Here is a 24,866-nt window from a genome sequence, read left to right as displayed (position 1 = left end):
TTAAGGGAGGGAGATGTGAATTTTATCACAACTCCCTCCCTATTTTTATCAATATGAGACTACTTGTTATGGGCTAGTTCATTTATTTCGTTTGCACAATTTTTGATCGTATCAATGACGACTCTTGGCTCTGATAATTGCGGGAAATGTCCACTTTTTTCAGCAACAATGTGTTTACTATTCTTTGACAATGTCAGTAATTCCAATTGATTATCTTGTCGTTTTATTCGTACTTCCTCTGGCATCATTCGGTTTTTCTTCCCACCTGTAACAACAAATACAGGTATTTCGGGAAAAGCATCTATTTGATGAATTTGACTCACAGTTCGTTTTACAAAATTTACTTCATCGAATTGTTTGTGTGAAGATAAGGAATCCAACATTTTGAGCATCTTATTTATTGTTTTTACTGCCTTACCTTCAAATTCTTCAAGTTTGATATCTTTTGGATGGCTGGATTCCAAAAAGACAATTCCAGCTACTTCGTTAGGATAGAGTCGCGCATATAAATTTGCATATAAGCCCCCTAGAGAATGTCCAACAAATAAGTAAGGAGGTTCAAATCCCAAGACTTTTAGTGTTTCATGGAGAGTATTAACAATTGTCATTCCATCTTGATTTTCGATTGGCTTATCGCTACCAGTAACACCAAATCGATTATAAGAAAATACTGATGAGAATTGCGAAATTTCCGGGAGTATTTTCATCCAACCTTCAATGGGACCCGACCCACCGTTAATCAAAACGACATTGGGTTTACCTTTTCCGCTAATATTATATTGCAGCTTTCCTTTAGATGTTTCCACGTAATATTTCTCTATTTTCAATGCGCATCACCTCATTTTGTACGAGGTCACATGAAGTAAAACCGGTAATTGAATAGAGAAACTTCTGAACCTCATATTAATTTTTTTGTAAAACCCGTACTTTTACCAATATATCCATTTCTTATATAAAAAGCATGTGCTGGTATTCGCTCTTCTCTATTTCCACTGTTTAAAGTTATGGAACCTGCTCCTTGCACAATAGCCCATTCTTCGCAAGCTTTCAATAGCATTGAGCCGACCCCTTGTTTCCTTTGTTTTGAACTTATAACGAATGCCTGTATTCGTGCAAATACTCCAGTAAATTCGAAAGATAGAGCCTTGCATAACCCTGCAAAACCAATTAATTGATTATTTTTCACAACCACTAATGTTTCATATTCAGTATGACTTAATAATAACTCAAATCGTTTCGTAAGTTCTTCAAGTGATGTAGGATAACCTAATTCCGCCATCAGTTCGAGTAAATCTTCATAATCAGATGATTGCACTGTCCTAATTTCAATTGTCATTGATTAACCATCCTGTTAACTTTATATTTTGTATCACTTTTAAATGATCTTTTAAATGTCCCAAAAAGAAAAATGCTTTACTCCATCTTGAAGTAAAACATAAGTTCAATTGATTAAGACTATCGGGTGGTTTGGTACAGTGATTTAATTTCTTTTATTTGCTCAATGTGCCGCTGTTCATGTAAATAAATTAATTCGATCCATTGATAAAGAGGTAAATCACCAAAGTATGGATGTTTTACTGATTTGTCAACCAAGATCGATGTATCTTCTACAGTATTTAAGATGTTGTTTAATAAATTTCTTGAATTGCTTAATTGGTCAATAATTTGATGAGTCTCGGCAGATTCAATTTGAGGCATAACGATTTCTGGTGCTTCCAACTTATTTGACCTGTCTAATAAAAAATCGATTTTTTTGGGTTCTGCACTGATGTTGGATTTTTTGAGTCCATAAGCAATTGCCTTAGCAAAAATTTCTTCTGTCAAAGCTAAGTGGTTGCATATTTGTGCAATACTCCAACTCTTTTTTCCAGGAGTATAATTGAATTCTTCATCACTTAATAAATTCATTTCATTTAGAAGATTATTTCTCGTTATTAACAGATTTTCATTTTCAAATTTACTCAAAACATCCCAACCTTTCAAGTTAATTTATCTACCACGTAACATACTATTCGCCATGCTTTAAAATATTCATGAATAGTTATCGCACGGAATAATTGCATACAAAAAGTTAAACGAATAGAAGAGTCAACCATTAAATCTCCCCATCAATATGGTATTATAGAAATTTCCATCAGAAAGAAGTTTGTCTTTTCTTAACATCCCTTCCACTTCAAAACCATATTTTTTATATAGTTCCATTGCTTGATCATTGGTTTCGAGAACCTTCAAGGTTATTTTCTTAATATCATTAGAATCTGCCCATTGAATGGATTGTTGTAAAAGGTTTTTTCCGATACCATAGCCCCAAAACTCTTGTAATACACAGACACCAAATTCCACTTTATGAGAACTTCTTTTCAATTTGTTCCCTTCACATCTTGAAAAACCAACAATTTCCCCATTAACTTCTGCCACTAAAAATAGGTTGCTGATGCTTTCCGTATCATCTTTAATTACTTGTTTAAAGCCTATTTCGTCTATGTATGCCTCGCCTTTTTCCCTATCTAAGTTTTCCGTTTCTCCATCTATTTGCAATCTAACTTCAGATAAATTTTTCGCATCGGTTTCTATTGCAGATCTTATAGAATAACGTAAATTATTGATAAAACATCCCATAGGATTAATTTTCATTCCATGGCCTCCTGGTCTTAATGACCCGCAATCTTGATCTTATCATTTTTTTCATTACTAAAAATGACGATCAACTCATCTATTTCCTTCAGATAATCCTCTGGAAAAAGTGTTCTAATTGATGTTAATTTTTCTTTAAATTCCTTAATTGGATCTTTATTAAAAGTTGCTACCGATTCCGATCCATAATAGTGTTTTATTTCACTAAGTATCCCCTATTTGTCCTGTGAGATTAAATTGATACGCTTTCTAGGCATAAAAAAGGTCTTCTAGAGAAAACGAAAACCCAGACTGTAGACAAACAAAAAAATGAGTGAATATAACTGTATACTATTGAAAAAGAGCCTATGCAAGAAAATGTTGATTTCCATTGCGGCGGACGTGTTTCGCGGGCACGGCTTCAGTCTCCTCGTCACTAGAAAAACCGGTGCTCCTGCATCGCTTCGCTAGCTTCGTCGCAAACGAATAGTGCAAACTTCATTTGCACTATTCATTTCCTGTGGGGTCTTCAGCTCGTGCTGTTCCCGCTGAAAAGATTAGGACCAAAGGCAATTTGGTCCTAATCTTTGCGACGAGTAACCGCAGGAGCAGTTGTTTTCCGCCGCCTCCACTCCAATCAAAAGAAATGCTTCTGTAAGCGTGTCTCTGCAAAATATTTAAGTTGGAAGGTGGTTGGCTATTTCTGAAGACTCCTGCGGAAAAACGAAACAAGCTAGACCCCACAGGCTCAGCTGTCATAGACAGCTGAGCCGAGGAGGCTAGCGTTTCGTCCGCGGAAAGCGAAAGAAATAGCCGACCACAATCTTTTTCGATAGAGTGCAAATAATAAGAACTCAATTTTTATACTTTTATATTAATTATTATTCTTTTGTCAACAAGCTGAGGTCTTCTAGAGAAAACAAAAACCTTTTGCAATGTTAACGTATGTACACTTTAGATAATTTTTGGCATTCATCAATTATCAGCAATTTCGATAATTTTTCTAATAACAGAATGAACTTCAACCGCGTTTTTGATTACAAATAAATGCTCCGCTTCGCCTTCTATCGGCGCTATCACATCACCTTTATTAGTCTCATTCTGTTGCCTAGTTCGCACTTCCTCAAAAGTTGAAGCAGTTCTTAATATTTTTGTAGTACGTTTACTTTTCGCAACACGCTCTTTAAGAACATGTTCTGGCACATCAAAATCCACAAGAATGCTTGTAAATCCTTCATTATGATAATGTTCAAGCAGCTTCAAACGGCCTTTACGATTGCGATTTGAGTTACAAAGAATGAGGTGGCAATTAGTCTCATTAATTGCATAATCGACAATAGTTTGTGTAAGAGAATATTTGATTGTATTATGTCCTTGTTTCGGTAATAACGTTTGGTAGTATGTATGGAGGAATTCAGCATGATTATCTTGATCAATCACAACTGAGTTAGGCATCTCTGTTTCTAATGCTTTCGCAAATGTAGTCTTACCGCTATGGGTTATACCAACTGTCATAATAACTAACCTCTTCAAGAATCCAGCTCCAATCTATAATTCAGATTTTGTTTTGGGACCATTTCCTGCCGTAATAATACTGACATGCCAATCAGTAAATATTTTTCATAGCCACCAACTATAACCCCTTATATTATACCAGTAATATCCATTTAACCAAAAAGGTTAGAGAATATTCCGTGAGCACACGTATTTCGCATAAAAAAAACCGTCTTACTGCCCTTCTTCAGGGGCAATAGACGGATTTTCTTTTTTGGGGAAATATTGTGGCGAACGATCGAGTTGATCAATGAATGACCTGGACTTCAGTCGAATGCCTGTTTGTTCCTCGTATATGGTTCTCACGATTTTCTTGATAAACGTTTTCGTTTCTTTTTTTAATGTCAACTTCCCAACTTGCTCAATCGGCACCGTGTAAAACGTCCGAATGAGCTTGACTTGAGCAGGTGTCAAACGAATTATATAGCGATCAATATCAAAACACCGATGACATAAAAAACCGATCTGTTGAAACGAAAAAGCGAATTCTCCATCTGTTGCTCCGCAATTAGCACATTGATGCAATGTGGGGTAAATCCCGGTGACCGGCAACATTTTCCACTCCACGAACAAAGCAATCGCTTCAGGGTCATATTCTTCCGAAATGGCATGCAATGCTTGCTGAAGTAAATTGAAAATGGCTGGTTGAGCGGTGCGTTCTTCCACTGCACGATCGATTAATTCCACCACAAAACTTGCATAGGCAGTCGCTTCAATATCTTCCCGGATATGACGATAAGACTCCATTTGTTCCCCTTGTTGCATAGTCCCCATTCCTCGTCCTTGCTGGACCAGGAAGGACCCATGAGTGAAGGGTTGAGTGATGGCAGCGAGTCTGCTGGCAGGCTTTTTCGCACCTCTTGCCATTGCAGTTACCTTACCGCCTTCTCGTGAATAGATGGTGACTATTTTATTGGATTCCCCGTAATCTTGCGTTTTTAAGACAATGCCTTCAATTCGATTCAGCAACTGCCCCCACGCCCCTTATTAATATTCGTCGTCGCGGAAACCGAAATCTCGTAAATGAACTTGTTTGTTACGCCAGTCTTTTTGGACTTTTACCCAAAGTTCAAGAAATACTTTGCTTCCAAGTAACATTTCGATATCTTTACGTGCTCGCATCCCAACTTCTTTAAGAAGAGCACCTTTTTTACCGATGACAATGCCTTTTTGTGAATCGCGCTCTACCATAATCGTCGCTGTCACACGGATTTTTTCACTATCTTCGTCTCGTTTGATTTTCTCAATAACAACAGCAATTGAATGAGGAATCTCTTCATGCGTTAAGTGAAGAACTTTTTCACGAATCAACTCAGAAATGATGAAACGTTCTGGGTGATCAGTTACTTGATCTGCTGGATAATATTGAGGTCCTTCAGGTAAGTGTTGAGTCAGGACTTTCAACAATCCTTCGATATTGATGCCTTCAAGTGCAGAAATTGGCAATACATCCGCGAAATCAAATTCATTTCTGAAAGATTCAGTTACGCTCAAAAGCTTATCAGGATGGATTAAATCGATTTTATTCATCACCAGAAAGACTGGTGTTTCATTCCCTTTGAGCATATCTAAAATGTAACGGTCTTGTTTACCGATACGGTCAGTAGAATCAACCATCAACAAAATCGCATCTACTTCACGTAACGTGTTTTTCGCGACTTTCAGCATAAAGTCCCCTAGTTTATGTCTAGGCTCATTGATTCCCGGAGTATCAATGAAAATAAGTTGTTCCGTGTCCGTTGTTAAAACACCTTGAACTTTATTTCTTGTTGTTTGAGGTTTGTCACTCATAATCGCTATTTTTTGACCGATAACACGGTTTAAGAATGTCGATTTCCCAGCGTTTGGACGGCCAATGATTGAAATGAAGCCAGACTTGTACCCTTTATTTGTTTCCAGCATAAGCTAAATCCTCCGGAGTAAATGCACCTGGCAACAACCCAGCAACTGTTGTCTCCTGTACATCTCCTTTTAAGTTAATTAGATAGACAGGCATGTTTGGCTCACAGAACTCTGCAATGACTTGACGACATGCTCCACATGGCGATACAGGACCGTCCGTATCAGCTACGACAGCAAGTGAAGCAAAGTCACGAACGCCTTCAGAAACAGCTTTAAACATCGCTGTGCGCTCTGCACAGTTTGTCATGCTATATGATGCATTTTCAATATTACAGCCGTGGTATACTTTGCCTTCTTTCGTAAGCAGAGCAGCACCCACTTTAAATTTTGAATATGGTACGTACGCATTTTCGCGTGCGATTTTGGATTCTTCCATTAGTTGTAATTTATCCATTAGTAAAACACCTCAATTAATAATTTCCATCCACTTAGGTAAAAAGATGAGTATTCCGATTATAGCACTTGCACAGGCAAATACAAGAACTGCAGCAGCGCTCATATCTTTCGCCAGCTTAGCTAAAACATGAATTTCTGGTGAAGCGAGATCAACGACTCTTTCTAAAGCAGAATTGACCAATTCCAGACTCAACATCCCGGAAATACATAAAATCAAGATAATCCACTCAACTCTTGATAAATGGCTGAACGTTCCCGCCAAAATCACAGCAATTGCTGCAAGCAAATGGAAGCGAAAATTCCGTTCACTTTTACTTGCAAAAATGACTCCTTCGAATGCAAACTTGAATGAATTCAAGAAATTATTGCTTTTCATCCTGTTCACGTCGCAATCCAAAAGACTGTAAGATCGTCTCTTGCTTTTGAGTCATTTCTTTTTCGTCTTCGGCTTCCATATGATCATAGCCGAGTAAATGAAGGAAACCGTGTATTGCTAAAAAGCCCAATTCTCTTTCTTCACTATGGCCGTAATCAACTGCCTGTTCCTTTGCGCGTTCGACTGAAATGATGATATCCCCAAGCATTCGTGGCACACCCTCTACTTCAATCGCCATTTCACCTTCTCCCAGTTCTTCCATTGCAAATGAAATGACGTCTGTCGGTACATTCTTACCTCTATATTCATGGTTGATTTGCTGAATATCCTCATTGTTCACGAATGTCACGGATAACTCGCTGCCAGCTTCAATACCTTCAGCCTGAGCAGCATGATGTAACATTTTTTCAATAAGCTCCAGGTTCTCCGTTGATAATGATTCTGTTTGGTCAATTAAATCTAGCGTTAAGTGCATATATAAGCTCCTTTATTGTGGGTATTCAATTCGAGAATGGAATATACCATTCAAAGTTTCACACAGAACGCGTTCGACGGTTTTAAGTTCTTTAAGTGTTAAATCACATTCATCGAATTGCCCATCATGTAATCGGTCTTTGATAATGGAATGTACAATTTCCTGTATTTTTTCTGCTGTAGGATGCTTCATTGAACGGACGGCAGCCTCCACACTATCTGCAATGGAAATAATAGCTGTCTCTTTTTTCTGAGGTTTAGGCCCTGCATAACGATAATCTTCTTCGTTTACGGGCTGCCCTTCCTCTTTTGCTTTGAAATAAAAATATTTTAATAAACTTGTCCCATGATGTTGTTCAGCAATATCAATAATTTCTTTTGGCATTTTGTGCTTTTGCAATAATTTTGCTCCATCACTACCATGGGATAAAATGATGTCCCTACTGGTTTCTGGAGGAAGTGCATCATGAGGGTTGGCATGACTCATTTGATTTTCTATAAAAAATCCTGGTCGTTTTGTTTTTCCGATATCATGATAGTAACAGCCTACTCGTGCTAATAATCCATCTGCACCAATTGATTCACAGGCTGCATCAGCCAGATTTGCGACCATTACACTATGATGATACGTTCCTGGTGTTTCAGTTAAGATTTTTTTCAGCAATGGATGATTCGGATTTGAGAGTTCGATCAGTTTCATTGTGGAAATTAATCCGAAAGCTGATTCAAAGAACGGTAATAAGCCAATGGTCAAAGCGCCGGACAAAAGACCAGAGGTGAGTGCAGCAATACCGTAAAACAGCAATTCACTAACCCCATAGTCTGATTGAGTCATTAGTAAATAAAATGCCATAAAAATGAAATTGACAACAGCTACATTTAAACTCGTCTGAAGTAAGTGTGACCGTTTTTCAGCACCTTGAATCACGTATAAACCTGCAAATCCACCGAATAAAATATATAGGGCAATTTCCATCTGAAGTACAGCAGAATACCCTTCCTGGAACACTAGACCTGCGACCGCTGCCGTCAAAAATGCCATTAATACGGCAAAGCGTTCATTTATTAATGAACGTACCAGCATTGGAGCTAATGCAGTGGGGAATAAAAAGGCAATTGTCACGTCAAAATTGTCTGATACCAAACTGATTAATTTCATTCCGATGACAGACAAAATAAAAATCAGCATTCCAACAAGAAGTGCCCGTTGCCGTTCTTCTTTATTCGTACGCCATTTTGCCATTTGCATATGTACAAGCCACATACAAAGTGAAATAAAGAGAATCAGCCCCAAAATCGGTTCCAATGACGATTGATTCGTTAACATTCCCAGAAGTTTAAGTTGTCGATACACTTCCCGATCGATGATTTGACCTTCCTGAACAATTACTTGCCCTTGAAGAATTCTGGTCGGCTCAATACTCGCTCGCGCCTGCTCGATTCGGGCCTGAGTCAGTTCCTCATTTAACGTTTCATTTACAGTGATGCTGTAGCGTCCAATTAACACAGCTGTGGGCAGAACACTTTCTGGTATCTGCAAATTTTCCCGAATGCTTCGTTCAATTTCATTTTTGGCATTGGCTACTTGCTCAGTGCGAATCGGCTTACTCATAATATCGCGTACTGAAGCAGTTAGAGAATCTCTTAAAGTTATTAAGGACTCATTCTCCAATAACAGTAAGGAAACCAGGGCATCATCGGTAAAGCGAATTCCTTCCCCATCAGTTTCTAGCACATTAAGGTTTTCCTTCAAGTTACTTACTTGTTGTTCTATTGGCGTAGCCGATTTAACTGATTCTGCTTTTTCTTCCAGAACATAATCAATTACGGACGTAACAATTGCTGCACGATTTTCGCCAATTTCCTCGGAGAATTGATAAACACTTGTAACCTCTGAAGCTGCTCTTTGACGTTCTTCTTCAGTCTTCACAGGATCTTCAACTGTTTTTATGGAGCGAATTGTATCTTTCGATAAGTGAAATTCTTTTATATCATATTTCTCTGGTCTAACTCCGTTTACGAGAATTAAAAAAAGGAGTAAACCTGTTATCACAATCGTTAAAACGGTAAATGTTCGGTAGCCCACTAGTGACTGCATTTTATTAATCCAGCTATTCACTGCATCACCCCATCTTCTACCTACTATCATATCAAGAATTTTCTATCATTACACCGACAATTGTAAAAGATTTATGAATTGCGTAATGCAACAACACTGCACATTCATAGATTCGTAGACTAGTTGATTGAATAGAAATGAAAGAATGTATTTGCGCACGACTCATTTTTCAAATCAGCTTAAAAATCTGACATCGAATGAAATGCCAGGTTTTTTTGTATGTATGTGTTTCTGGTAAGGACTGAGTGTCCGTGTTCAGGCGAATGGACAGAAAGTGTTTTCGAATGGACGATAACTATTGCTGAATGGACAAAAATTGTGATAAATGGTCAGTAATCAGCATGACTGGTCAATAACCTCTTGCGAGTGGACAAAAAGAAGCCACCATTCATCCAAGCTTTGATTCTAAGAAATGAATTTTAAAGCCAACCCAGCCAATCCTCAAGAGCTGAAGCGGTAGTCCTACAAGTATCTGGTTTTCATACTTTCGGACTCATTCGGAGCATGCTGCTAGCGCAAGTGTACGTAACAAAAAACGGAATGTGGTTTTCATTCTTGATGGCTGGCTCATGCAGATTTTGAGTCTAACGAAAGTGTAATGATAAAAAACAATATGAAAAATTAAATCTGCCAAAGTAAAAGAACAGCAGCCCTATTCAGGCTGCTGTTCTTCGTATGCATGAATAATTTTTGCGACGAGTGGATGACGGACAACGTCTCCTTGCTCGAGCATCTGGAAGTGGATGCCACTGACATTGTGCAAAATCTTCTCGGCAACTTTCAGTCCGGACTCTGCACCACGCGGTAAATCGATTTGCGTTTTGTCTCCAGTGATCACCATTTTCGAGCCGAAGCCCAGTCGTGTTAAAAACATTTTCATTTGAGCTTTCGTCGTATTTTGAGCCTCATCTAAAATGACAAATGCATCATCGAGTGTACGTCCACGCATATAAGCAAGAGGTGCAATTTCTATCGTTCCTCTTTCCAAAAAGCGCGTCGTTTGCTCCGTTCCCAGTACGTCATGAAGTGCATCGTACAAAGGACGTAAATAAGGATCTACTTTCTCTTTCAAGTCGCCAGGTAAGAACCCTAAGCTCTCCCCTGCTTCAACAGCAGGACGAGTCAAAATGATACGTTTTACATGACCGTTTTTTAACGCTTGTGTTGCAAGAACAACAGCCAGATATGTTTTTCCCGTACCAGCAGGTCCAATACAAAACACCAAATCTTTGTGACGAATCGCATGAATATATTCACGCTGACCTATTGTTTTGGCACGTATCGCTTTCCCTTTGACATTACGGGCAATTTCTTCATCGTACAACTCCGCGTAATACTCTAAAGTCCCAGCTGTACTCATTTCTATAGCTGTACTTACGTCACGTTGATTAATATTTATTCCTTTTTTAATAACTTTTAATAATTGTTCAATTAGTTGTTTAGCAATTGCACGTTTTTCGACATCCCCTACTAGACGAATGGCTTCGCCTCGGGTAATGACCTGTACGCCAAGTTCTTGTTCAATCAATTTCATATTGCCATCAGAAATTCCTAGCAGTAAGATGGCTTCATTTGGATCTTGAACGTGTAATTCCGTATAATGTTCTTCCTGCATTCTCAGTCTCCTTGATGTATAGGACTTTTACCTGCAATATTATCATTCATGTAATACAATACTTTCCCTTTTACTGTATCATTTGACCACGTCATGTGTAAAATTTTTTCATCCTTAATCTTTCCATTTGGAGATAACGTTGATGCTGTTCTCATTCTTAACATGGGCATAAACGCTTCTTTAATCCATTGTTCATTCACTGTTACTGACGATTTTTCTACGATGATGTTTCGCTCAACCCGGAATGCACTTTTGAACAATTCGATAAGCCGCTCCACGTTCTGCTCTTTTTTAAACGATTTCCATGCCGGAGATACTTGTAGTATTTTTACTTCTTCAGACACGAACTTATCATAAACAATTTTTGTTGGTAATTGAAAAGACATTTCAAGCCAATAGTCTGCAAATACTTGCCCTTCTGCACCAACAACCAAATTTTTATTCCCTTGTTTCAGAAGCCCTGTTACCAGCCTGTCTCCTTTTTTCACCGTTGCATTGATCGGTACCAAACGTTCTCCAGAGCGGAGGTCATAGTGGGTAATTACTCCTTTTCGCAAAGCTACTAGATCCGAAGGTCCCGTTTTATCCACTTGATCTCGGATAATGACAGGTGCAGGTACAGAAGTAAGATGCATTTTTGCTCCTGTTCGCTTGATATGAATCCAGGAAAGGTCGTGATTGTTCGCTAAAATAACTTGTCGAATCTCAGAATCAGGTACCAGTGATTTTAGGCTTTTTCTTTCGATTACATTTAATTTATGCAGCTCCTGCTCCAACTTTACTTGTCGTTCGTCGGACACATCTTCTATAGATATTTGCCATAAAAATAAAGAACAGATATATGGAACTAAAATAAATCCTAGTAATCCTGCGAGCACTGACCAATGAAAATGAATTACCTGTATATTATCAGGTCGCGAAAAGTGTATAGGTATCCTGAATTGCTTTCTGATTTTCCGTACCTTTGGAATGTCTTTTTCGTAAATCGTAAATGTCGTTCCTGATTTATTTGTAGATAATTTTATTATGTAAACTTTATTTACTTTTAAAGCTTGAAGAAAAGAATATGTTTGATCATGGGGCTTTATTTGACAAGTGATTTTTCGACTGCTTTCTATAGATCCCATTAGACCATATCCATTTTTCGAAGTTCCAGTTTTGTTAAATCTCGAACACTGATCGTGACTTCATCTACATTCATGGTGGAAATAACCGTTTCACCAGATTCTATAGTCAAAGCAAATCCTTGTCCCCTTAACTGACATGAATGAGGACTAAGTGACAGTAATTCAAAGGGTCCATTCACACGGATAGATTGAAAGTCGTCAATATGGATAAATGGGGTCAATTGCAAATGATTGTTTAACAATAAAAGACCTCCTTTCCATCAGCATATGCTGACAGACGGGAGGTCATGAGTTAACGTTTCGATTTTGGGGGAGCTAAAATCTCTGAAAAAACAATCGCTTGAAGTAATTCCTTTTCTGAAGACGGTACCAGTGAAATTGAATCTGAAGATGTAGTCCTGATGACTTCTTTTGATTGGTGCAAGGAAAGTCTTCCTGGACGAGCAGCGGATGTTGGTGCTGTCTTCGCTTTTTCCCTAACAGGCAATACAGTTTCATTCACATGCTTCATTTGCTGGATCACTTCAGGTTTTGGTGCTGCTTGTGTTTGTCTTTCAGAGATTTGTTTTTGCACATCTCCGTATATTTCTTTCGCATAATCTTCAAGCTTTTTCATGGATTGTTGATTTGACGATTGAGGCAGAAATGGTTTTGTTTTCCCACCATCATCTCTTGCATTTTTCCGTTTGAAAATAGCACTAATAATAAATGCAATAATCGCAAAAATGATTGGTTCCACTGTCGAATCCCTCCTTAAAGGGCTACTGATCCAGATTAATCTTTAGTTAGATCAGTTTTAGATTTATCGCCACCCATTTTACTGATTGAATCGCGCATACTTGTATCAGCTTGTAGATTTTTATAATTCATATAATCCATAACTCCGATATTTCCTTCACGTAAAGCCTCTGCCATAGCTAAAGGAATCTCTGCTTCTGCACCTACTACTTTCGCGCGCATTTCCTGAACTTTGGCAATCATTTCTTGTTCAGTAGCTACTGCCATTGCGCGACGTTCTTCAGCCTTAGCTTGCGCAATTTTCTTGTCAGCTTCCGCTTGCTCTGTTTGTAGTTCGGCACCAATGTTTTTACCGATATCAACGTCCGCGATATCAATGGATAAGATCTCAAAAGCCGTACCAGAATCAAGACCTTTTGATAATACAGTTTGAGAAATCATATCAGGATTTTCTAGAACTCTTTTATGATTTTCACTAGAACCAATAGTTGAGATAATCCCTTCACCAACACGGGCTACAATTGTTTCTTCACCCGCACCACCTACTAGACGATCGATGTTAGCACGAACAGTAATACGTGCTTTCGCTTTAACTTCGATACCATTCATCGCAACACCGGCAATAAACGGCGTTTCAATCACTTTCGGGTTAACAGACATTTGAACGGCTTCCAGTACATCACGGCCTGCAAGGTCGATTGCTGCTGCACGTTCGAATGGCAAATCAATATTTGCTCTATGAGCGGCGATCAATGCATTTACTACTCGGTCAACATTACCACCCGCCAAATAGTGACTTTCTAGTTGATTAATTGCAACAGAAAGTCCTGCTTTATGCGCTTTAATTAACGGATTGACGATACGTGATGGAATTACTCGACGTAATCTCATCCCTACTAATGTAAATATGCTGATGCGTACACCTGCTGCTAATGCCGAGATCCACAACGCGATTGGTACAAACGTCATGAAAATAGCCAAAAGAATAAACGCGGCTATAATGGCTATGATAATGCTGATTGTGCTTCCAGTAATTCCTTCAATCATGCTTCTTTCTCCCCTTCTTTGACTTCCCGGACAACTGTACGGGAGCCTTCAACTTTAATAATTTTTACAACTTTATTTGCATCCACGTAGCCACCTTCAGTGACTGCATCGATTCTTTCACCATCCAGCATAATTGTTCCAGAAGGACGAAGTGGTGTCATGCTTACAGCCATTCTGCCTAATAATTCATACCGGTTAACGTTAGAAACATAACCATGTTCAGTATCCGTGGCATCTTTCAAAATAATTTTGTTGAACACCTTGAGATTTTTACCAAAGAATTTCATGAGTATCACCATTCCTAAGATTGCGACAATCAATGCAATCAACACGGCAATTCCCATGTGAACTACATTGCCCCCCGCAAGAAGTATACTACCGATAATTAACGCTGCCCCTATAATACCTGCAATCGCACCAGGGAGGAATAGTTCGGCTATTATAAACCCGACTCCAATGACAAAGAGAATAATGGATTCATAACCTGCCAACCCTGCAACCATATGACCGAAAAAGAATAAACCTATCGCGGTTAAGCCCATCGTTCCAGCCACTCCGAATCCAGGTGAATATAATTCAACAACCAATCCAAGGCTTGCGATAGACAACAGAATGGGTACAATAATTGGATTAGTAACAAATCGCGCTACTTTCTCTGCAAATGTTTCATTTACCGAAGTAACAGTGGCATCTTTAAGTTCCAATTTCTGCAGCAATTCATCGATTGAAGCAACGGTCCCCTCTGAATAGCCTACTTCCTCAGCTTCAGTAGCTGACAGCGTAAGAAGTTTACCTTCTCCTGCTCGGTATTCTGGTAAGTCTATAGATTCATCCGCCATCGCCAAAGCGTATAATGGATCACGGTCTGAAGATTCTGCTGCCGTTTTCATCGATGCCAACCAAGCACTATTGGCTTTCTCTTCCACAGCATTCCCTGCTCCATCAATGACTTTAGCAGCTCCTATACGGCCGCTTGGCACCATGTAAATTTCATCTGCATGCAATGCTATAAAGGCACCGGCAGATAACGCATTGTGATTAATAAACGCGACCGTTTTCAATGGTGTCTCATCCATTAATTTTGCGATGTTTTCAGCAGAATCCACAAATCCACCAGGTGTATTGATGTCTAAAATCACAACATCAGCACCCGCTTCTTCAGCTTCTTCAAAAGCGCGTTGCAAAAAGGCATATAGCCCTTTTTCCACTTCATCCTTTATAGGTATCCGATAAATTTCCGATGCGTTGACGGGCAAACTAGGCAAGATTAATAGAATGGAAATGAAGAGCAGTAAATACCCACTTACGACCCGCGTCCATCTCATAACGCCCCTCCTTATCTATGTAGCAATTCGGCTTTCTATAGTATGTACGGATGAACAGGATAAAAGATTCATAATGAAGAAAAAAACTTGGAAGAAGTTGCTGATTGTGTGGGACGATGAATGTTAATGAAACAATTGAATTTCGATTAGATTTGTAGTTATGGTTTTGTCTACTTTTGTTGAATCTTAGGCGTTATGTCCAGGAAGTGACCAAAGAGAAATTTCCGTCAACTCGTCGTGGCTTTCCGTCCATTCAACGAAAAGATGGTGTAACTCACTACTAAATTCAAATCCTTAGAAAAATAAAATAAGCCGAGAAATCCAGAGATTTCTCGGCTTACATATGAAATTTCTTTAGTCATCAAGTAGTACGTGTTAAGAACGTAGGGATTATGGGAATTGACCACTTACGTTTACGCGCAGCTTCTGATTTCTTTTTACGCTTTACGCTTGGTTTTTCATGAAAATCGCGATTTCAAACCTAAAGTAACTTCTAAATTAGAATTTACGTTTACGCGCAGCTTCTGATTTCTTTTTACGCTTTACACTCGGTTTTTCATAAAACTCGCGTTTTCTAACCTCTTGTATTGTTCCACTTTTAGAAACAGTACGTTTGAAGCGGCGAAGAGCATCTTCAAGCGATTCGTTTTTGCGAACGACAGTTTTTGACATCTCTCTTTCCCTCCCTCCGAACACACGTCAATACATAACCTAGTGTTATGTACTCCAAAATTATATCGTATCATATCATTTTGGTCAATACGTTCTCGATAATTAATAGTCTGAGTTAGAAGTTAATCCTTGCACAATCTGTACGCCTGAACTTGCACCGATTCGTGTAGCCCCTGCTTCGATCATTTTTTGAACATCTTCCAAGCTGCGAACGCCACCAGATGCTTTCACACCAAGGTCTGGCCCTACTACTTCACGCATTAAAGCAACGTCTTCAAATGTTGCTCCACCTGTTGAGAAACCAGTAGACGTTTTAACAAAATCCGCTCCAGCATCTTTAGAAAGTTGGCTTGCTACTTTAATTTCTTCTTTAGTTAGCAAACAAGTTTCTAAAATTACTTTCACAATTGCTTTCCCTTTAGCAGCATTTACTACTGCTTCTACGTCTCGTTTTACTAAATCCATGTCTTGAGATTTCATAGCGCCGACATTTAATACCATGTCAATTTCACCAGCACCGTTATTGATTGCATCCGTAGTTTCAAATGCTTTCGTTTCAGGTGTAGATGCACCAAGTGGGAAACCGATTACTGTACAAACTTTTACAGGAGTTCCTGTTAAAAGTTCAGCAGATGTTTTTACCCAAGTAGGATTTACACAAACAGATGCAAATGTGTATTCTTTAGCTTCAGCACAAAGTTTCTCAATTTGTTCTTTTGTAGCTTCAGGTTTTAATAATGTATGATCGATCATTGACGCAATATTTGTAGTCAAAATGATTTCACCCTTTCGGAAGTTGTCCGTACCTCTTAATTTTACCATGATAGTCGTTACTTTTCACTACAAATCACTTAAAGTTGACACCAGTGCGCTTTTTTCACTTCAAAGCAAATCGTCAGTCGAATATTGACTATTCGCGGTTTTGGGTCTTCTATTCGCGATACTCCGTGGTTTATTCGCGCTTTAAGCGTTTCTATTCTCGTATTAAACAGTTCTATTCGCGAGTTCTTCCCTTAACCAACAAAAACAACACTTTGAATACTAAAATTCCCAGCTACATTAAAATATCCAGTACACCGAAATGTACTGGATTGTTTTGCGTACCAAGTCATACAACTGTTTGATAAATCACGCTAATCCTCGGATTTAGCATAACCAAGATTTGAACATCTCATTCAAATTCGTAGGAAATTGCAGACAGTACATATAAAGGAGCTGTTTCCGCTCTAAGAATACGTGGTCCTAAGGAAATCGATTGAAATCCTCGATCCATAAGTGCGTGTATTTCTGTTCGGGACAAACCGCCTTCAGGTCCAAACACAACACAAATGGATTGTTGCTCATTTGTTTTTGATAAAATTTCAGCAAAGCGTGTTCGTTTTTCCAACTTGGCATCTTCTTCATCAGCAACAAAACAAACATCATACTTCTCGGTCATCTGCAGTAGCTGCTTGAAAGTCACAATATCTTGGATAGCGGGAACCACATTACGATGAGATTGTTCTGCAGCTTCTTTGGCGATTTTTTGCAAACGTTGCTGTTTTTTACTGCCTTTTTGGGCATCCCATTTTACAATGGAACGTTCAGCCTCAAAGAGAATAAGTTCATGCATGCCAAGTTCTGTTGCTTTTTGAGTGATCAAATCCAATTTCTCACCTTTAGGTAATCCGCAACAAATCGTTACTTTCTTCGGCAGTTCGTTGGAGCGTAACGATTCAGATGATTTTTTCACGCGGACATCCTGACCTTCAAAACCATCAATTGTTGCTTCATAAGCATGGCCATCCGAAACGACAATAATGGATTGACCTTCTTGCATACGCATTACTTTTTGAATATGTTTGGCATCATCGCCTGAAATAATCGCCATTCCATCTTCGAATTGTTGAGGGATAAAGTATCTTTGCATCTTTGCTTTATTCCTTCACTGGTTTTTTCGAAATGATTGTAACCCAGTCTTCCATCATCATTACTTCTTCAATCTCAAATCCAGCAGCTTCAAGTGATTGTTTAACATCGTCTTTTTTAGCCCCAATGATTCCTGAAGTAATGTACATGCCGCCTTCTTTCACGACCTTGAATGCATCTTGTGTGAAGGACATAATGATTTCAGCTAAAATATTCGCAACCACAACGTCAGATGGTTCTTTGACCGTATCCAGTAAGTTACCATGAACTACATCTGTCGTGTTTTGAACTTTGTTCAGCTTGACATTAATTTTCGCAGAACGCACTGCTACTTCATCCAAATCAAGTGCATGAACATGTTTTGCTCCGAGTAATGCCGCCCCGATTGCCAGGACACCCGAACCGGTGCCGATGTCTGTTACATAATCACCAGGTTTAACGGTTTTCTCAAGTGCTTGCAGACACATTACTGTTGTAGGATGTGTGCCCGTACCAAACGCCATTCCCGGATCCAGTTCGATAATCAATTCATCTGTCGCAACTGGCTCGTATGTTTCCCATGTAGGGACAATCGTAAAGCGTTCCGAAATTTTCACTGGGTGATAGTATTTTTTCCATGCTGTCGCCCATTCTTCTTCATTGACTTCACTTATTTTCACGATGTTGTCGCCGACGTTGATATCATAATTAATCAGGTTATTGATCGCGAGCTTCACTTCTTCGACTGTTTCCCCTAAAAAACTTGTAACAGGTAAATACGCTTTCAGAATAACTCCTTCTGTCGGGAAATCATTTGGATTCAATGCATAAATTTCACCGAATCTGTCTTCACGTTCACGTGCGAACTCCTCGGAATCCTCAATGACTACACCACTTGCCCCTGCTTCGTGCAAAATATTCGAAACTGCTTCTACCGCTTCATGCGTCGTATGAATGGATAGCTCTGACCACTTCACCTGCGTCAACTCCTTAGTCACCTTTTATCGTGCGCTTGATTTTATCAAATAATGAACTGCCTTGTTCTTCCGGGATATCGCCACTAATTTCAGCAAAATCTCTAAGCAGTTGTTTTTGTTTCTCAGTCAGTTTAGATGGCGTCATTACTTTCACTACTACGTGTTGATCACCAATTCCATAACCATGTACATTCTTCACGCCTTTACCTTTAAGGCGGAAAGTCGTACCAGATTGCGTGCCGGCTGGAATTTTCAGTTTCACTTTGCCGTTTACAGTAGGCACTTCAATTTCATCGCCTAAAGATGCTTGAGGGAACGTTAATTTCAATTCGAAATAAATGTCATCCCCGTCACGTTCAAATCGATCATGAGATCTAACGCGGAAGACTACATATAAATCACCAGCTGGGCCGCCATTTTTACCTGGCTCGCCTTGTCCGGAAACACGTAGTTGTTGACCATCATCAACACCCGCAGGAATCGTCACTTTAATTTTCTTGCGTTTTTTCATTGTGCCTTGTCCATGACATGTTGCACATTTATCTTTGATTAACTTGCCTGTACCTTGACAGTGATGACATGCACGGCGATTTACCATACGTCCAAAAGGCGTATCCTGCGTCACATTTAACTGGCCCGTACCTTGACAGTGATGACAAGTTTCAGGTGATGTACCTGGTTTCGCACCATTACCGTGGCAAGTATCACATGTTTCTTCTTTTGGAATTTCAATTTCAGTCTCTTTGCCGAAAACAGCTTCTTCAAAATCGATCGTCATTGAATACTGTAAATCATCACCTTTACGCGGTGCATTTGGGTCACGACGACGTGATCCTCCACCACCAAAGAATGAACTGAAGATATCATCGAATCCGAATCCGTCTGCTCCTCCACCGAATCCGCCAAATCCTTGATTCGGTCCAGCATGCCCGAACTGGTCATATTGAGCTTTTTTCTGGTCGTCGCTCAACACTTCGTATGCTTCTGTTATTTCTTTGAATTTATCGACAGCATCCGCAGCTTTGTTGATATCGGGATGGAATTGTTTCGACAATTTTCTATATGCTTTTTTTATCTCTTCTTTTGAAGCACTTTTTGTTAATCCAAGTACCTCATAGTAATCTCGTTTATTCATTTGTCACACTCCTGATCAAACTTTCACATAGCATCTATTGTAACACGCGAATATCCGCAATGCCAAAGACATTGAAAAAGCCAAAGTCGGTATTCCAGACTTTGACTTTTTCGGTTGTCTATCTTGTCTTACTTGTTGTTATCGTCGTTTACTTCTTCGAATTCAGCGTCTACGACACCGTCATCTTTTTTAGAGTCTTCTGCACCTTCTGCTCCTTGAGCTTCAGCTGCAGCTTGTTCGTACAGTTTCATCGTCAATGCTTGCACGATTTCATTCAGCTTGTCTTTTTTCGTGCGGATATCTTCCAAGTTACCAGCTTCTAGAGCAGCTTTTAACTCGTCCTTCGCGTCTTCAGCTTGTTTCTTTTCTTCTTCAGAAACTTTGCCTTCAAGATCTTTTAATGTTTTTTCGGTCATGAAGACCATTTGATCCGCTTCATTTTTCAATTCAGCTTCTTCTTTACGCGCTTTATCTGCTTCAGCATTTGCTTCCGCTTCTTTCACCATACGATCGATTTCTTCGTCAGTTAAAGCCGTATTTGATTGGATTGTAATGTTTTGTTCTTTTTGAGTTCCTAAATCTTTTGCTTTAACTGTTACGATACCATTTTTATCAATATCGAAAGTTACTTCGATTTGAGGTACGCCACGTGGTGCTGGTGGAATATCAGCCAATTGGAAACGACCTAACGTTTTGTTGTCAGTAGCCATTGGACGCTCACCTTGTAAAACGTGAATATCTACAGCTGGTTGATTATCAGCAGCTGTTGAGAAAGTTTGTGATTTTGATGTTGGAATCGTCGTGTTGCGCTCGATTAATTTCGTGAACACGCTACCCATTGTTTCGATACCAAGTGATAGTGGAGTTACGTCAAGTAGTACTACGTCTTTTACGTCTCCAGTTAATACGCCACCTTGCACTGCTGCACCCATTGCTACTACTTCATCCGGGTTAACACCACGATGTGGTTCTTTGCCTGTTTCTTTCTTAATTGCTTCTTGTACCGCTGGGATACGCGTAGATCCACCAACTAAAATAACTTTGTCGATTTGTGAAGGTGAAAGGTCAGCATCTTTTAATGCTTGACGCGTTGGAACCATTGTACGTTCTACTAATGAAGCTGTTAATTCATCAAATTTCGTGCGGCTTAAAGTCATTTCCAAATGTAATGGACCTGCTTCGCCTGCAGTGATGAATGGTAATGAAACTTGAGTAGATGTTACTCCAGAAAGATCTTTTTTCGCTTTTTCAGCTGCATCTTTCAAACGTTGAGTAGCCATTTTGTCTTTAGATAAATCGATACCGTTTTCTTTTTTGAACTCAGCAACGAAATAATCCATTAACAATTGGTCGAAATCATCCCCACCAAGACGGTTGTCACCGGCAGTTGAACGCACTTCGAATACGCCATCGCCAAGTTCAAGGATTGATACGTCAAACGTACCGCCACCAAGGTCATATACTAAAATCGTTTGGTCTTGATCCATTTTGTCTAAACCGTATGCAAGAGCAGCTGCAGTTGGTTCGTTAATAATACGTTCTACTTCTAGACCAGCGATACGACCAGCATCTTTAGTTGCTTGACGCTCAGCGTCGTTGAAATAAGCAGGAACTGTAATTACTGCTTTTGTTACTTTTTCACCCAAGTAATCTTCTGCGTACCCTTTAAGGTATTGAAGAATCATAGCTGAAACTTCTTGTGGAGTGTATTCTTTGTCTTCAACTTCGACTTTATGATCAGTACCCATATGGCGTTTAACTGATTGAATTGTGTTCGGGTTCGTGATTGATTGACGTTTCGCTACTTCCCCAACTTGGCGTTCGCCGTTTTTGAATGCGACAACAGATGGTGTTGTGCGGTTACCTTCTGGATTTGGGATAACTTTTGGTTCTCCACCTTCAAGAACTGATACACATGAATTTGTTGTTCCTAAGTCAATACCGATAATTTTGCTCATTCTATAATTCCTCCTAGAAGTATGAAAGTTAATTATTCGTTTACTTTTACCATTGTTGGTCGAAGCACACGGTCTTTGTACTTGTATCCTTTTTGCAACTCTTGTAACACGATACCTGATGCTTTTGAGTCGTCCGATTCGGTCATAACTGCTTGATGTAAATTCGGGTCAAACTCAACACCTTCGGCTTCGATTACTTGTAAACCTTCTTTTTCGGTTGCTTCAACCAATGTCTTGTAGACCATCTCTAAGCCTTTACGCAAAGATTGTGATTCTTCCGAAGCCGACTCTACTTGCATGGCACGCTCGAAATTATCAAGCACTGGTAATAAGTTTGAAAGCAAGTTCTGTGCCTTATATTTATCCGCAGCTTCACGGTCCAAATGCGCTCGACGCTTAAAGTTTTCATAGTCTGCACGCAGACGCAAATGACGGTTTGTTTCTTCGTCTAATTGTTTTTGTAGCAATTCGAGCTCAGATGGCTCTTCATTGTTTGTTTCTTGACCTGTCAGCTGTTCTTCAGTACCCGTAGGTTGTTCAGAAACTTCCACAGATTCTTTTTCTTCCGTGTTTGAGACAACTTCTTTTTCTTCAGATTGCGACACGTTTAGTTCCTCCTTCTTTATCGTGAACCACGCAAAATGCGAGTAAGTTCACGAGACAGATCGCCACTCATGACATCCAGTAAAGTGACAACTCGTCGATAATCCATTCTAGTTGGGCCAATAATAGCTATGGAGCCCATTTGTTCTTCCCCAATGGTATAGGATGCTGTAATGACACTACATTCTTCCATTTCCAAAAGGTTATTCTCAGAACCGATGCGAATGTGAATACCCGCTTGGTTCGGTGAAAACAAAGTTGAAATTTGATTAGCTTGATCCATCATCGTAATTAAGCCGCGAGCCTTCTGGAGGTCACTGAACTCTGGATGATGAAGCAGTTTGGATTTGCCGCCATAGAATACTTTTTCTTCATGTGGGCTCGAGATAGCTGCGCCAAATGAAGCCATGAGTTCACCGTAACGACCAATATGCTGTTTTAACAAAGCGGCCGCTTCTTTTTCAAGCACACGTTGAAGTTCATGCAAGTGAACACCGGTCAGCTGTTCATTTAAGATGTTTACCATCTTTTCAATATCAGATGCTGTCAGACCTTGCGGCAATTGGAACAATCGATTTTCAACATGACCAGAATCCGTTATGATGATTGCGACTGCCGAATCATTGGTTAAAGGAACAATCGAAAATCTTTTAACTCGGTGTTTACGCACATCAGGTCCGAGCAAAATCGATGTATAACTCGTTAATTCGGACAATATCATGGCCGTTTTTTGAATTACTTGTTCCGTCTCAGTAATTCTTTCCTGGAAGACAGATTGAATTTGCTGCATGTCATCTGATGAAGCAAGTTGAGGCGTAAGTAAATGGTCAACATAAAATCGATATCCTTTTTCAGAAGGAATGCGACCTGACGACGTATGCGTTTTTTCCAAATAACCTAAATCTTCTAAATCAGCCATATCATTTCGAATCGTCGCAGGACTGAACGGCACTTCCTCTTTTTTGGAAAGCTGCCTTGATCCCACTGGTTGAGCGGTCTCAATGAAGTCATCAACTGTTACTTGCAATATGAGCAATTGTCGGTTCGTTAACATTATTATCACCTCTGTTAGCACTCATCTCTTGCGAGTGCTAATACTCATACATAAATTATCAAATCCGTTGACTAAAGTCAACGGATACGATTATTTATTCCATTAAAAAAGATTGGAAAATTTCATTTCCGATAAATCTTCCTTTTCGAGTTAAAGCGACGCTATCTTCGTTGCTAATCATGGAGCCACTTGCAACATGCTTGGATAGTACTTGTCCATACATTTCTTCCAATGATTTGCCGAACTTTTCTTCAAAGCTGTTTTTATTGATTCCTGCAACTTTTCGTAAGCCCAAAAACATTTCTTCTTCCATTCTTTCAACAGCTGTCACTTCATGAATGGAATTCACCGGAAACTCTCTACTTACTAGTGCGTCCATATATTTTTTAATCGGACCAATATTTGCATAGCGATTTCCTAAGGCGTATCCATGTGCCCCAGCACCAAATCCTGCGTATTCTACATTGTCCCAATACAGATTGTTATGTTTCGAATGGAAACCTGGCTTTGCAAAATTACTGATTTCGTATTGGTGAATGCCTCTTGATTTCATTTCAGTCATTAACACGTCATACATATCCGCTTCCAAGTCTTCGCCCGGCAAAATCAATTTGCCTTTTGTCATCAAATTATAAAAAACCGTCTTTGGTTCGACGATTAATGAATATGCGGAGTAGTGCGGTAAATCCAGTTCAAGCGCTTTGTCCAGTGTATATTTCCACTGGTCCATTGTTTGCCCCGGAAGGCCGTACATCAAATCAATGCTGATATTGGTGAAGCCGATATCTTTAGCCATTTGAATGGTTTTGTAAACATGTTCGTTTGAATGAGTGCGACCTAAGCGACTTAGTATATCCGCATCGAAACTTTGTACACCTAAGCTCAAACGGTTAATCCCATTGTTCTTCATGACAACTAATTTGTCGTGTGTCAGTTCATCTGGATTTGCTTCAGATGTGAATTCCTGCACATGTTGCATCGGGATATGTTGTTTGATGAGTTCGAACAATCTTTCCAATTGATCCGCACTCAGCGCTGTAGGTGTTCCTCCACCCAGAAAAATCGTATCCATATGTAAATGATCTTTGTACTTTTCAACAAACATCTTCATTTCCATGCCGAGTGTTTCGATATACTCGTCTACCGGTTGATTCTTAAAGAACACTTTGTTGAAATCACAGTAGTGACAAATTTGATGACAAAAAGGAATATGAATATAAGCTCCTTTAATCATGGCATTTCCTTCTTTCTTATAGAAAAAGGAGGCCAACTAGTAGCCTCCATTAACAAACCT

26 protein-coding genes and 1 pseudogene are annotated in these 24,866 nt (G+C 39.4%); all 27 read right to left on the bottom strand.

Features of this window, described 5'->3' with window-relative positions:
* Nucleotides 1–59: 59 nt before the first annotated feature.
* The 27 genes and pseudogenes from MHH33_RS07865 to hemW all read right to left on the bottom strand — a co-directional run bounded on the left by MHH33_RS07865 (nucleotide 60) and on the right by hemW (nucleotide 24,806).
* On the bottom strand, nucleotides 60–827 hold the full coding sequence (locus MHH33_RS07865; protein ID WP_342543464.1) for an alpha/beta hydrolase: 768 nt from the start codon (nucleotides 825–827) through the stop codon (nucleotides 60–62).
* Nucleotides 828–898: 71 nt separating this feature from the next.
* Nucleotides 899–1,336 (bottom strand): GNAT family N-acetyltransferase, encoded by a 438-nt coding sequence (locus MHH33_RS07860; RefSeq protein WP_016426901.1) that lies wholly within the window; start codon nucleotides 1,334–1,336, stop codon nucleotides 899–901.
* Between the two features lie 119 nt (nucleotides 1,337–1,455).
* The gene (locus MHH33_RS07855; protein WP_342543463.1) at nucleotides 1,456–1,983 is read right to left on the bottom strand and encodes a DinB family protein; all 528 of its coding nucleotides are present in this window, start codon (nucleotides 1,981–1,983) and stop codon (nucleotides 1,456–1,458) included.
* 105 nt (nucleotides 1,984–2,088) lie between these two features.
* Nucleotides 2,089–2,634, bottom strand: a complete 546-nt coding sequence (locus MHH33_RS07850; RefSeq protein WP_342543462.1) for a GNAT family N-acetyltransferase — start codon at nucleotides 2,632–2,634, stop codon at nucleotides 2,089–2,091.
* A gap of 954 nt (nucleotides 2,635–3,588) precedes the next feature.
* Complete coding sequence (locus MHH33_RS07845) at nucleotides 3,589–4,128, bottom strand: AAA family ATPase (protein WP_342543461.1); 540 nt, start codon at nucleotides 4,126–4,128, stop codon at nucleotides 3,589–3,591.
* A gap of 213 nt (nucleotides 4,129–4,341) precedes the next feature.
* On the bottom strand, nucleotides 4,342–5,136 hold the full coding sequence (gene recO, locus MHH33_RS07840) for a DNA repair protein RecO (protein WP_016426896.1): 795 nt from the start codon (nucleotides 5,134–5,136) through the stop codon (nucleotides 4,342–4,344).
* A gap of 18 nt (nucleotides 5,137–5,154) precedes the next feature.
* Complete coding sequence (era, locus tag MHH33_RS07835; RefSeq protein ID WP_016426895.1) at nucleotides 5,155–6,069, bottom strand: GTPase Era; 915 nt, start codon at nucleotides 6,067–6,069, stop codon at nucleotides 5,155–5,157.
* Complete coding sequence (locus tag MHH33_RS07830; RefSeq protein ID WP_016426894.1) at nucleotides 6,053–6,463, bottom strand: cytidine deaminase; 411 nt, start codon at nucleotides 6,461–6,463, stop codon at nucleotides 6,053–6,055. Before MHH33_RS07830 ends, era begins: the two co-directional genes overlap by 17 nt.
* A gap of 12 nt (nucleotides 6,464–6,475) precedes the next feature.
* The gene (locus tag MHH33_RS07825; RefSeq protein WP_342543742.1) at nucleotides 6,476–6,841 is read right to left on the bottom strand and encodes a diacylglycerol kinase family protein; all 366 of its coding nucleotides are present in this window, start codon (nucleotides 6,839–6,841) and stop codon (nucleotides 6,476–6,478) included.
* Nucleotides 6,828–7,316 (bottom strand): rRNA maturation RNase YbeY, encoded by a 489-nt coding sequence (gene ybeY, locus MHH33_RS07820; protein ID WP_342543460.1) that lies wholly within the window; start codon nucleotides 7,314–7,316, stop codon nucleotides 6,828–6,830. The genes MHH33_RS07825 and ybeY overlap by 14 nt, the downstream gene beginning before the upstream one ends.
* Before the next feature lie 12 nt (nucleotides 7,317–7,328).
* Nucleotides 7,329–9,413, bottom strand: a complete 2,085-nt coding sequence (locus MHH33_RS07815) for an HDIG domain-containing metalloprotein (RefSeq protein WP_016426891.1) — start codon at nucleotides 9,411–9,413, stop codon at nucleotides 7,329–7,331.
* Nucleotides 9,414–10,086: 673 nt separating this feature from the next.
* Nucleotides 10,087–11,049: a PhoH family protein gene (locus MHH33_RS07810; protein ID WP_016426890.1), complete on the bottom strand. Its 963-nt coding sequence runs from the start codon at nucleotides 11,047–11,049 to the stop codon at nucleotides 10,087–10,089.
* A gap of 2 nt (nucleotides 11,050–11,051) precedes the next feature.
* Complete coding sequence (locus MHH33_RS07805) at nucleotides 11,052–12,176, bottom strand: sporulation protein YqfD (RefSeq protein WP_342543459.1); 1,125 nt, start codon at nucleotides 12,174–12,176, stop codon at nucleotides 11,052–11,054.
* Complete coding sequence (locus tag MHH33_RS07800) at nucleotides 12,176–12,418, bottom strand: hypothetical protein (protein ID WP_016426888.1); 243 nt, start codon at nucleotides 12,416–12,418, stop codon at nucleotides 12,176–12,178. The genes MHH33_RS07805 and MHH33_RS07800 overlap by 1 nt, the downstream gene beginning before the upstream one ends.
* A gap of 50 nt (nucleotides 12,419–12,468) precedes the next feature.
* Nucleotides 12,469–12,915 (bottom strand): hypothetical protein, encoded by a 447-nt coding sequence (locus MHH33_RS07795; RefSeq protein ID WP_342543458.1) that lies wholly within the window; start codon nucleotides 12,913–12,915, stop codon nucleotides 12,469–12,471.
* A 35-nt stretch (nucleotides 12,916–12,950) separates the two neighbouring features.
* On the bottom strand, nucleotides 12,951–13,961 hold the full coding sequence (gene floA / locus MHH33_RS07790; protein ID WP_016426886.1) for a flotillin-like protein FloA: 1,011 nt from the start codon (nucleotides 13,959–13,961) through the stop codon (nucleotides 12,951–12,953).
* Complete coding sequence (locus MHH33_RS07785) at nucleotides 13,958–15,286, bottom strand: nodulation protein NfeD (protein WP_342543457.1); 1,329 nt, start codon at nucleotides 15,284–15,286, stop codon at nucleotides 13,958–13,960. Before MHH33_RS07785 ends, floA begins: the two co-directional genes overlap by 4 nt.
* Nucleotides 15,287–15,647: 361 nt before the next feature.
* Nucleotides 15,648–15,758, bottom strand: a pseudogene (locus MHH33_RS07780) (hypothetical protein); the annotation flags it as partial.
* A 26-nt stretch (nucleotides 15,759–15,784) separates the two neighbouring features.
* A complete protein-coding gene (gene rpsU / locus MHH33_RS07775) occupies nucleotides 15,785–15,958 on the bottom strand; it encodes a 30S ribosomal protein S21 (RefSeq protein WP_016426884.1) in 174 nt (57 codons plus the stop codon).
* A gap of 102 nt (nucleotides 15,959–16,060) precedes the next feature.
* Nucleotides 16,061–16,732, bottom strand: coding sequence for a deoxyribose-phosphate aldolase (gene deoC, locus MHH33_RS07770; protein WP_196930489.1), 672 nt, complete (start codon nucleotides 16,730–16,732; stop codon nucleotides 16,061–16,063).
* Between the two features lie 397 nt (nucleotides 16,733–17,129).
* Nucleotides 17,130–17,867, bottom strand: a complete 738-nt coding sequence (locus MHH33_RS07765) for a 16S rRNA (uracil(1498)-N(3))-methyltransferase (protein ID WP_342543455.1) — start codon at nucleotides 17,865–17,867, stop codon at nucleotides 17,130–17,132.
* Between the two features lie 7 nt (nucleotides 17,868–17,874).
* On the bottom strand, nucleotides 17,875–18,822 hold the full coding sequence (gene prmA, locus MHH33_RS07760) for a 50S ribosomal protein L11 methyltransferase (protein WP_016426881.1): 948 nt from the start codon (nucleotides 18,820–18,822) through the stop codon (nucleotides 17,875–17,877).
* A gap of 13 nt (nucleotides 18,823–18,835) precedes the next feature.
* The gene (gene dnaJ / locus MHH33_RS07755) at nucleotides 18,836–19,957 is read right to left on the bottom strand and encodes a molecular chaperone DnaJ (RefSeq protein WP_016426880.1); all 1,122 of its coding nucleotides are present in this window, start codon (nucleotides 19,955–19,957) and stop codon (nucleotides 18,836–18,838) included.
* Between the two features lie 128 nt (nucleotides 19,958–20,085).
* Entirely contained in the window at nucleotides 20,086–21,915 is a 1,830-nt protein-coding gene (gene dnaK, locus MHH33_RS07750) for a molecular chaperone DnaK (RefSeq protein ID WP_016426879.1), read from the bottom strand.
* A 32-nt stretch (nucleotides 21,916–21,947) separates the two neighbouring features.
* Entirely contained in the window at nucleotides 21,948–22,520 is a 573-nt protein-coding gene (grpE, locus tag MHH33_RS07745) for a nucleotide exchange factor GrpE (RefSeq protein WP_016426878.1), read from the bottom strand.
* 17 nt (nucleotides 22,521–22,537) lie between these two features.
* Entirely contained in the window at nucleotides 22,538–23,572 is a 1,035-nt protein-coding gene (gene hrcA, locus MHH33_RS07740) for a heat-inducible transcriptional repressor HrcA (RefSeq protein WP_342543454.1), read from the bottom strand.
* A gap of 94 nt (nucleotides 23,573–23,666) precedes the next feature.
* On the bottom strand, nucleotides 23,667–24,806 hold the full coding sequence (gene hemW / locus MHH33_RS07735; protein WP_036659638.1) for a radical SAM family heme chaperone HemW: 1,140 nt from the start codon (nucleotides 24,804–24,806) through the stop codon (nucleotides 23,667–23,669).
* Nucleotides 24,807–24,866 lie beyond the last annotated feature (60 nt).

The organism is Paenisporosarcina sp. FSL H8-0542, assembly GCF_038632915.1.
Taxonomy (GTDB): domain Bacteria; phylum Bacillota; class Bacilli; order Bacillales_A; family Planococcaceae; genus Paenisporosarcina.
The sequence above is the reverse complement of the archived record's forward strand: the minus strand, read 5'-3'. Positions and strand labels throughout refer to the sequence as shown.

What these genes read in the sequence shown, in the direction of transcription:
- MHH33_RS07860 (WP_016426901.1), bottom strand. Translation starts at nt 1,336, where the DNA reads ATGACAATTGAAATTAGGACAGTGCAATCATCTGATTATGAAGATTTA.
- MHH33_RS07850 (WP_342543462.1), bottom strand. Translation starts at nt 2,634, where the DNA reads ATGAAAATTAATCCTATGGGATGTTTTATCAATAATTTACGTTATTCT.
- MHH33_RS07845 (WP_342543461.1), bottom strand. Translation starts at nt 4,128, where the DNA reads ATGACAGTTGGTATAACCCATAGCGGTAAGACTACATTTGCGAAAGCA.
- era (WP_016426895.1), bottom strand. Translation starts at nt 6,069, where the DNA reads ATGCTGGAAACAAATAAAGGGTACAAGTCTGGCTTCATTTCAATCATT.
- MHH33_RS07830 (WP_016426894.1), bottom strand. Translation starts at nt 6,463, where the DNA reads ATGGATAAATTACAACTAATGGAAGAATCCAAAATCGCACGCGAAAAT.
- MHH33_RS07825 (WP_342543742.1), bottom strand. Translation starts at nt 6,841, where the DNA reads ATGAAAAGCAATAATTTCTTGAATTCATTCAAGTTTGCATTCGAAGGA.
- ybeY (WP_342543460.1), bottom strand. Translation starts at nt 7,316, where the DNA reads ATGCACTTAACGCTAGATTTAATTGACCAAACAGAATCATTATCAACG.
- MHH33_RS07815 (WP_016426891.1), bottom strand. Translation starts at nt 9,413, where the DNA reads ATGCAGTCACTAGTGGGCTACCGAACATTTACCGTTTTAACGATTGTG.
- MHH33_RS07810 (WP_016426890.1), bottom strand. Translation starts at nt 11,049, where the DNA reads ATGCAGGAAGAACATTATACGGAATTACACGTTCAAGATCCAAATGAA.
- MHH33_RS07805 (WP_342543459.1), bottom strand. Translation starts at nt 12,176, where the DNA reads ATGGGATCTATAGAAAGCAGTCGAAAAATCACTTGTCAAATAAAGCCC.
- floA (WP_016426886.1), bottom strand. Translation starts at nt 13,961, where the DNA reads ATGATTGAAGGAATTACTGGAAGCACAATCAGCATTATCATAGCCATT.
- MHH33_RS07785 (WP_342543457.1), bottom strand. Translation starts at nt 15,286, where the DNA reads ATGAGATGGACGCGGGTCGTAAGTGGGTATTTACTGCTCTTCATTTCC.
- rpsU (WP_016426884.1), bottom strand. Translation starts at nt 15,958, where the DNA reads ATGTCAAAAACTGTCGTTCGCAAAAACGAATCGCTTGAAGATGCTCTT.
- MHH33_RS07765 (WP_342543455.1), bottom strand. Translation starts at nt 17,867, where the DNA reads ATGCAAAGATACTTTATCCCTCAACAATTCGAAGATGGAATGGCGATT.
- dnaJ (WP_016426880.1), bottom strand. Translation starts at nt 19,957, where the DNA reads ATGAATAAACGAGATTACTATGAGGTACTTGGATTAACAAAAAGTGCT.
- dnaK (WP_016426879.1), bottom strand. Translation starts at nt 21,915, where the DNA reads ATGAGCAAAATTATCGGTATTGACTTAGGAACAACAAATTCATGTGTA.
- hrcA (WP_342543454.1), bottom strand. Translation starts at nt 23,572, where the DNA reads ATGTTAACGAACCGACAATTGCTCATATTGCAAGTAACAGTTGATGAC.
- hemW (WP_036659638.1), bottom strand. Translation starts at nt 24,806, where the DNA reads ATGATTAAAGGAGCTTATATTCATATTCCTTTTTGTCATCAAATTTGT.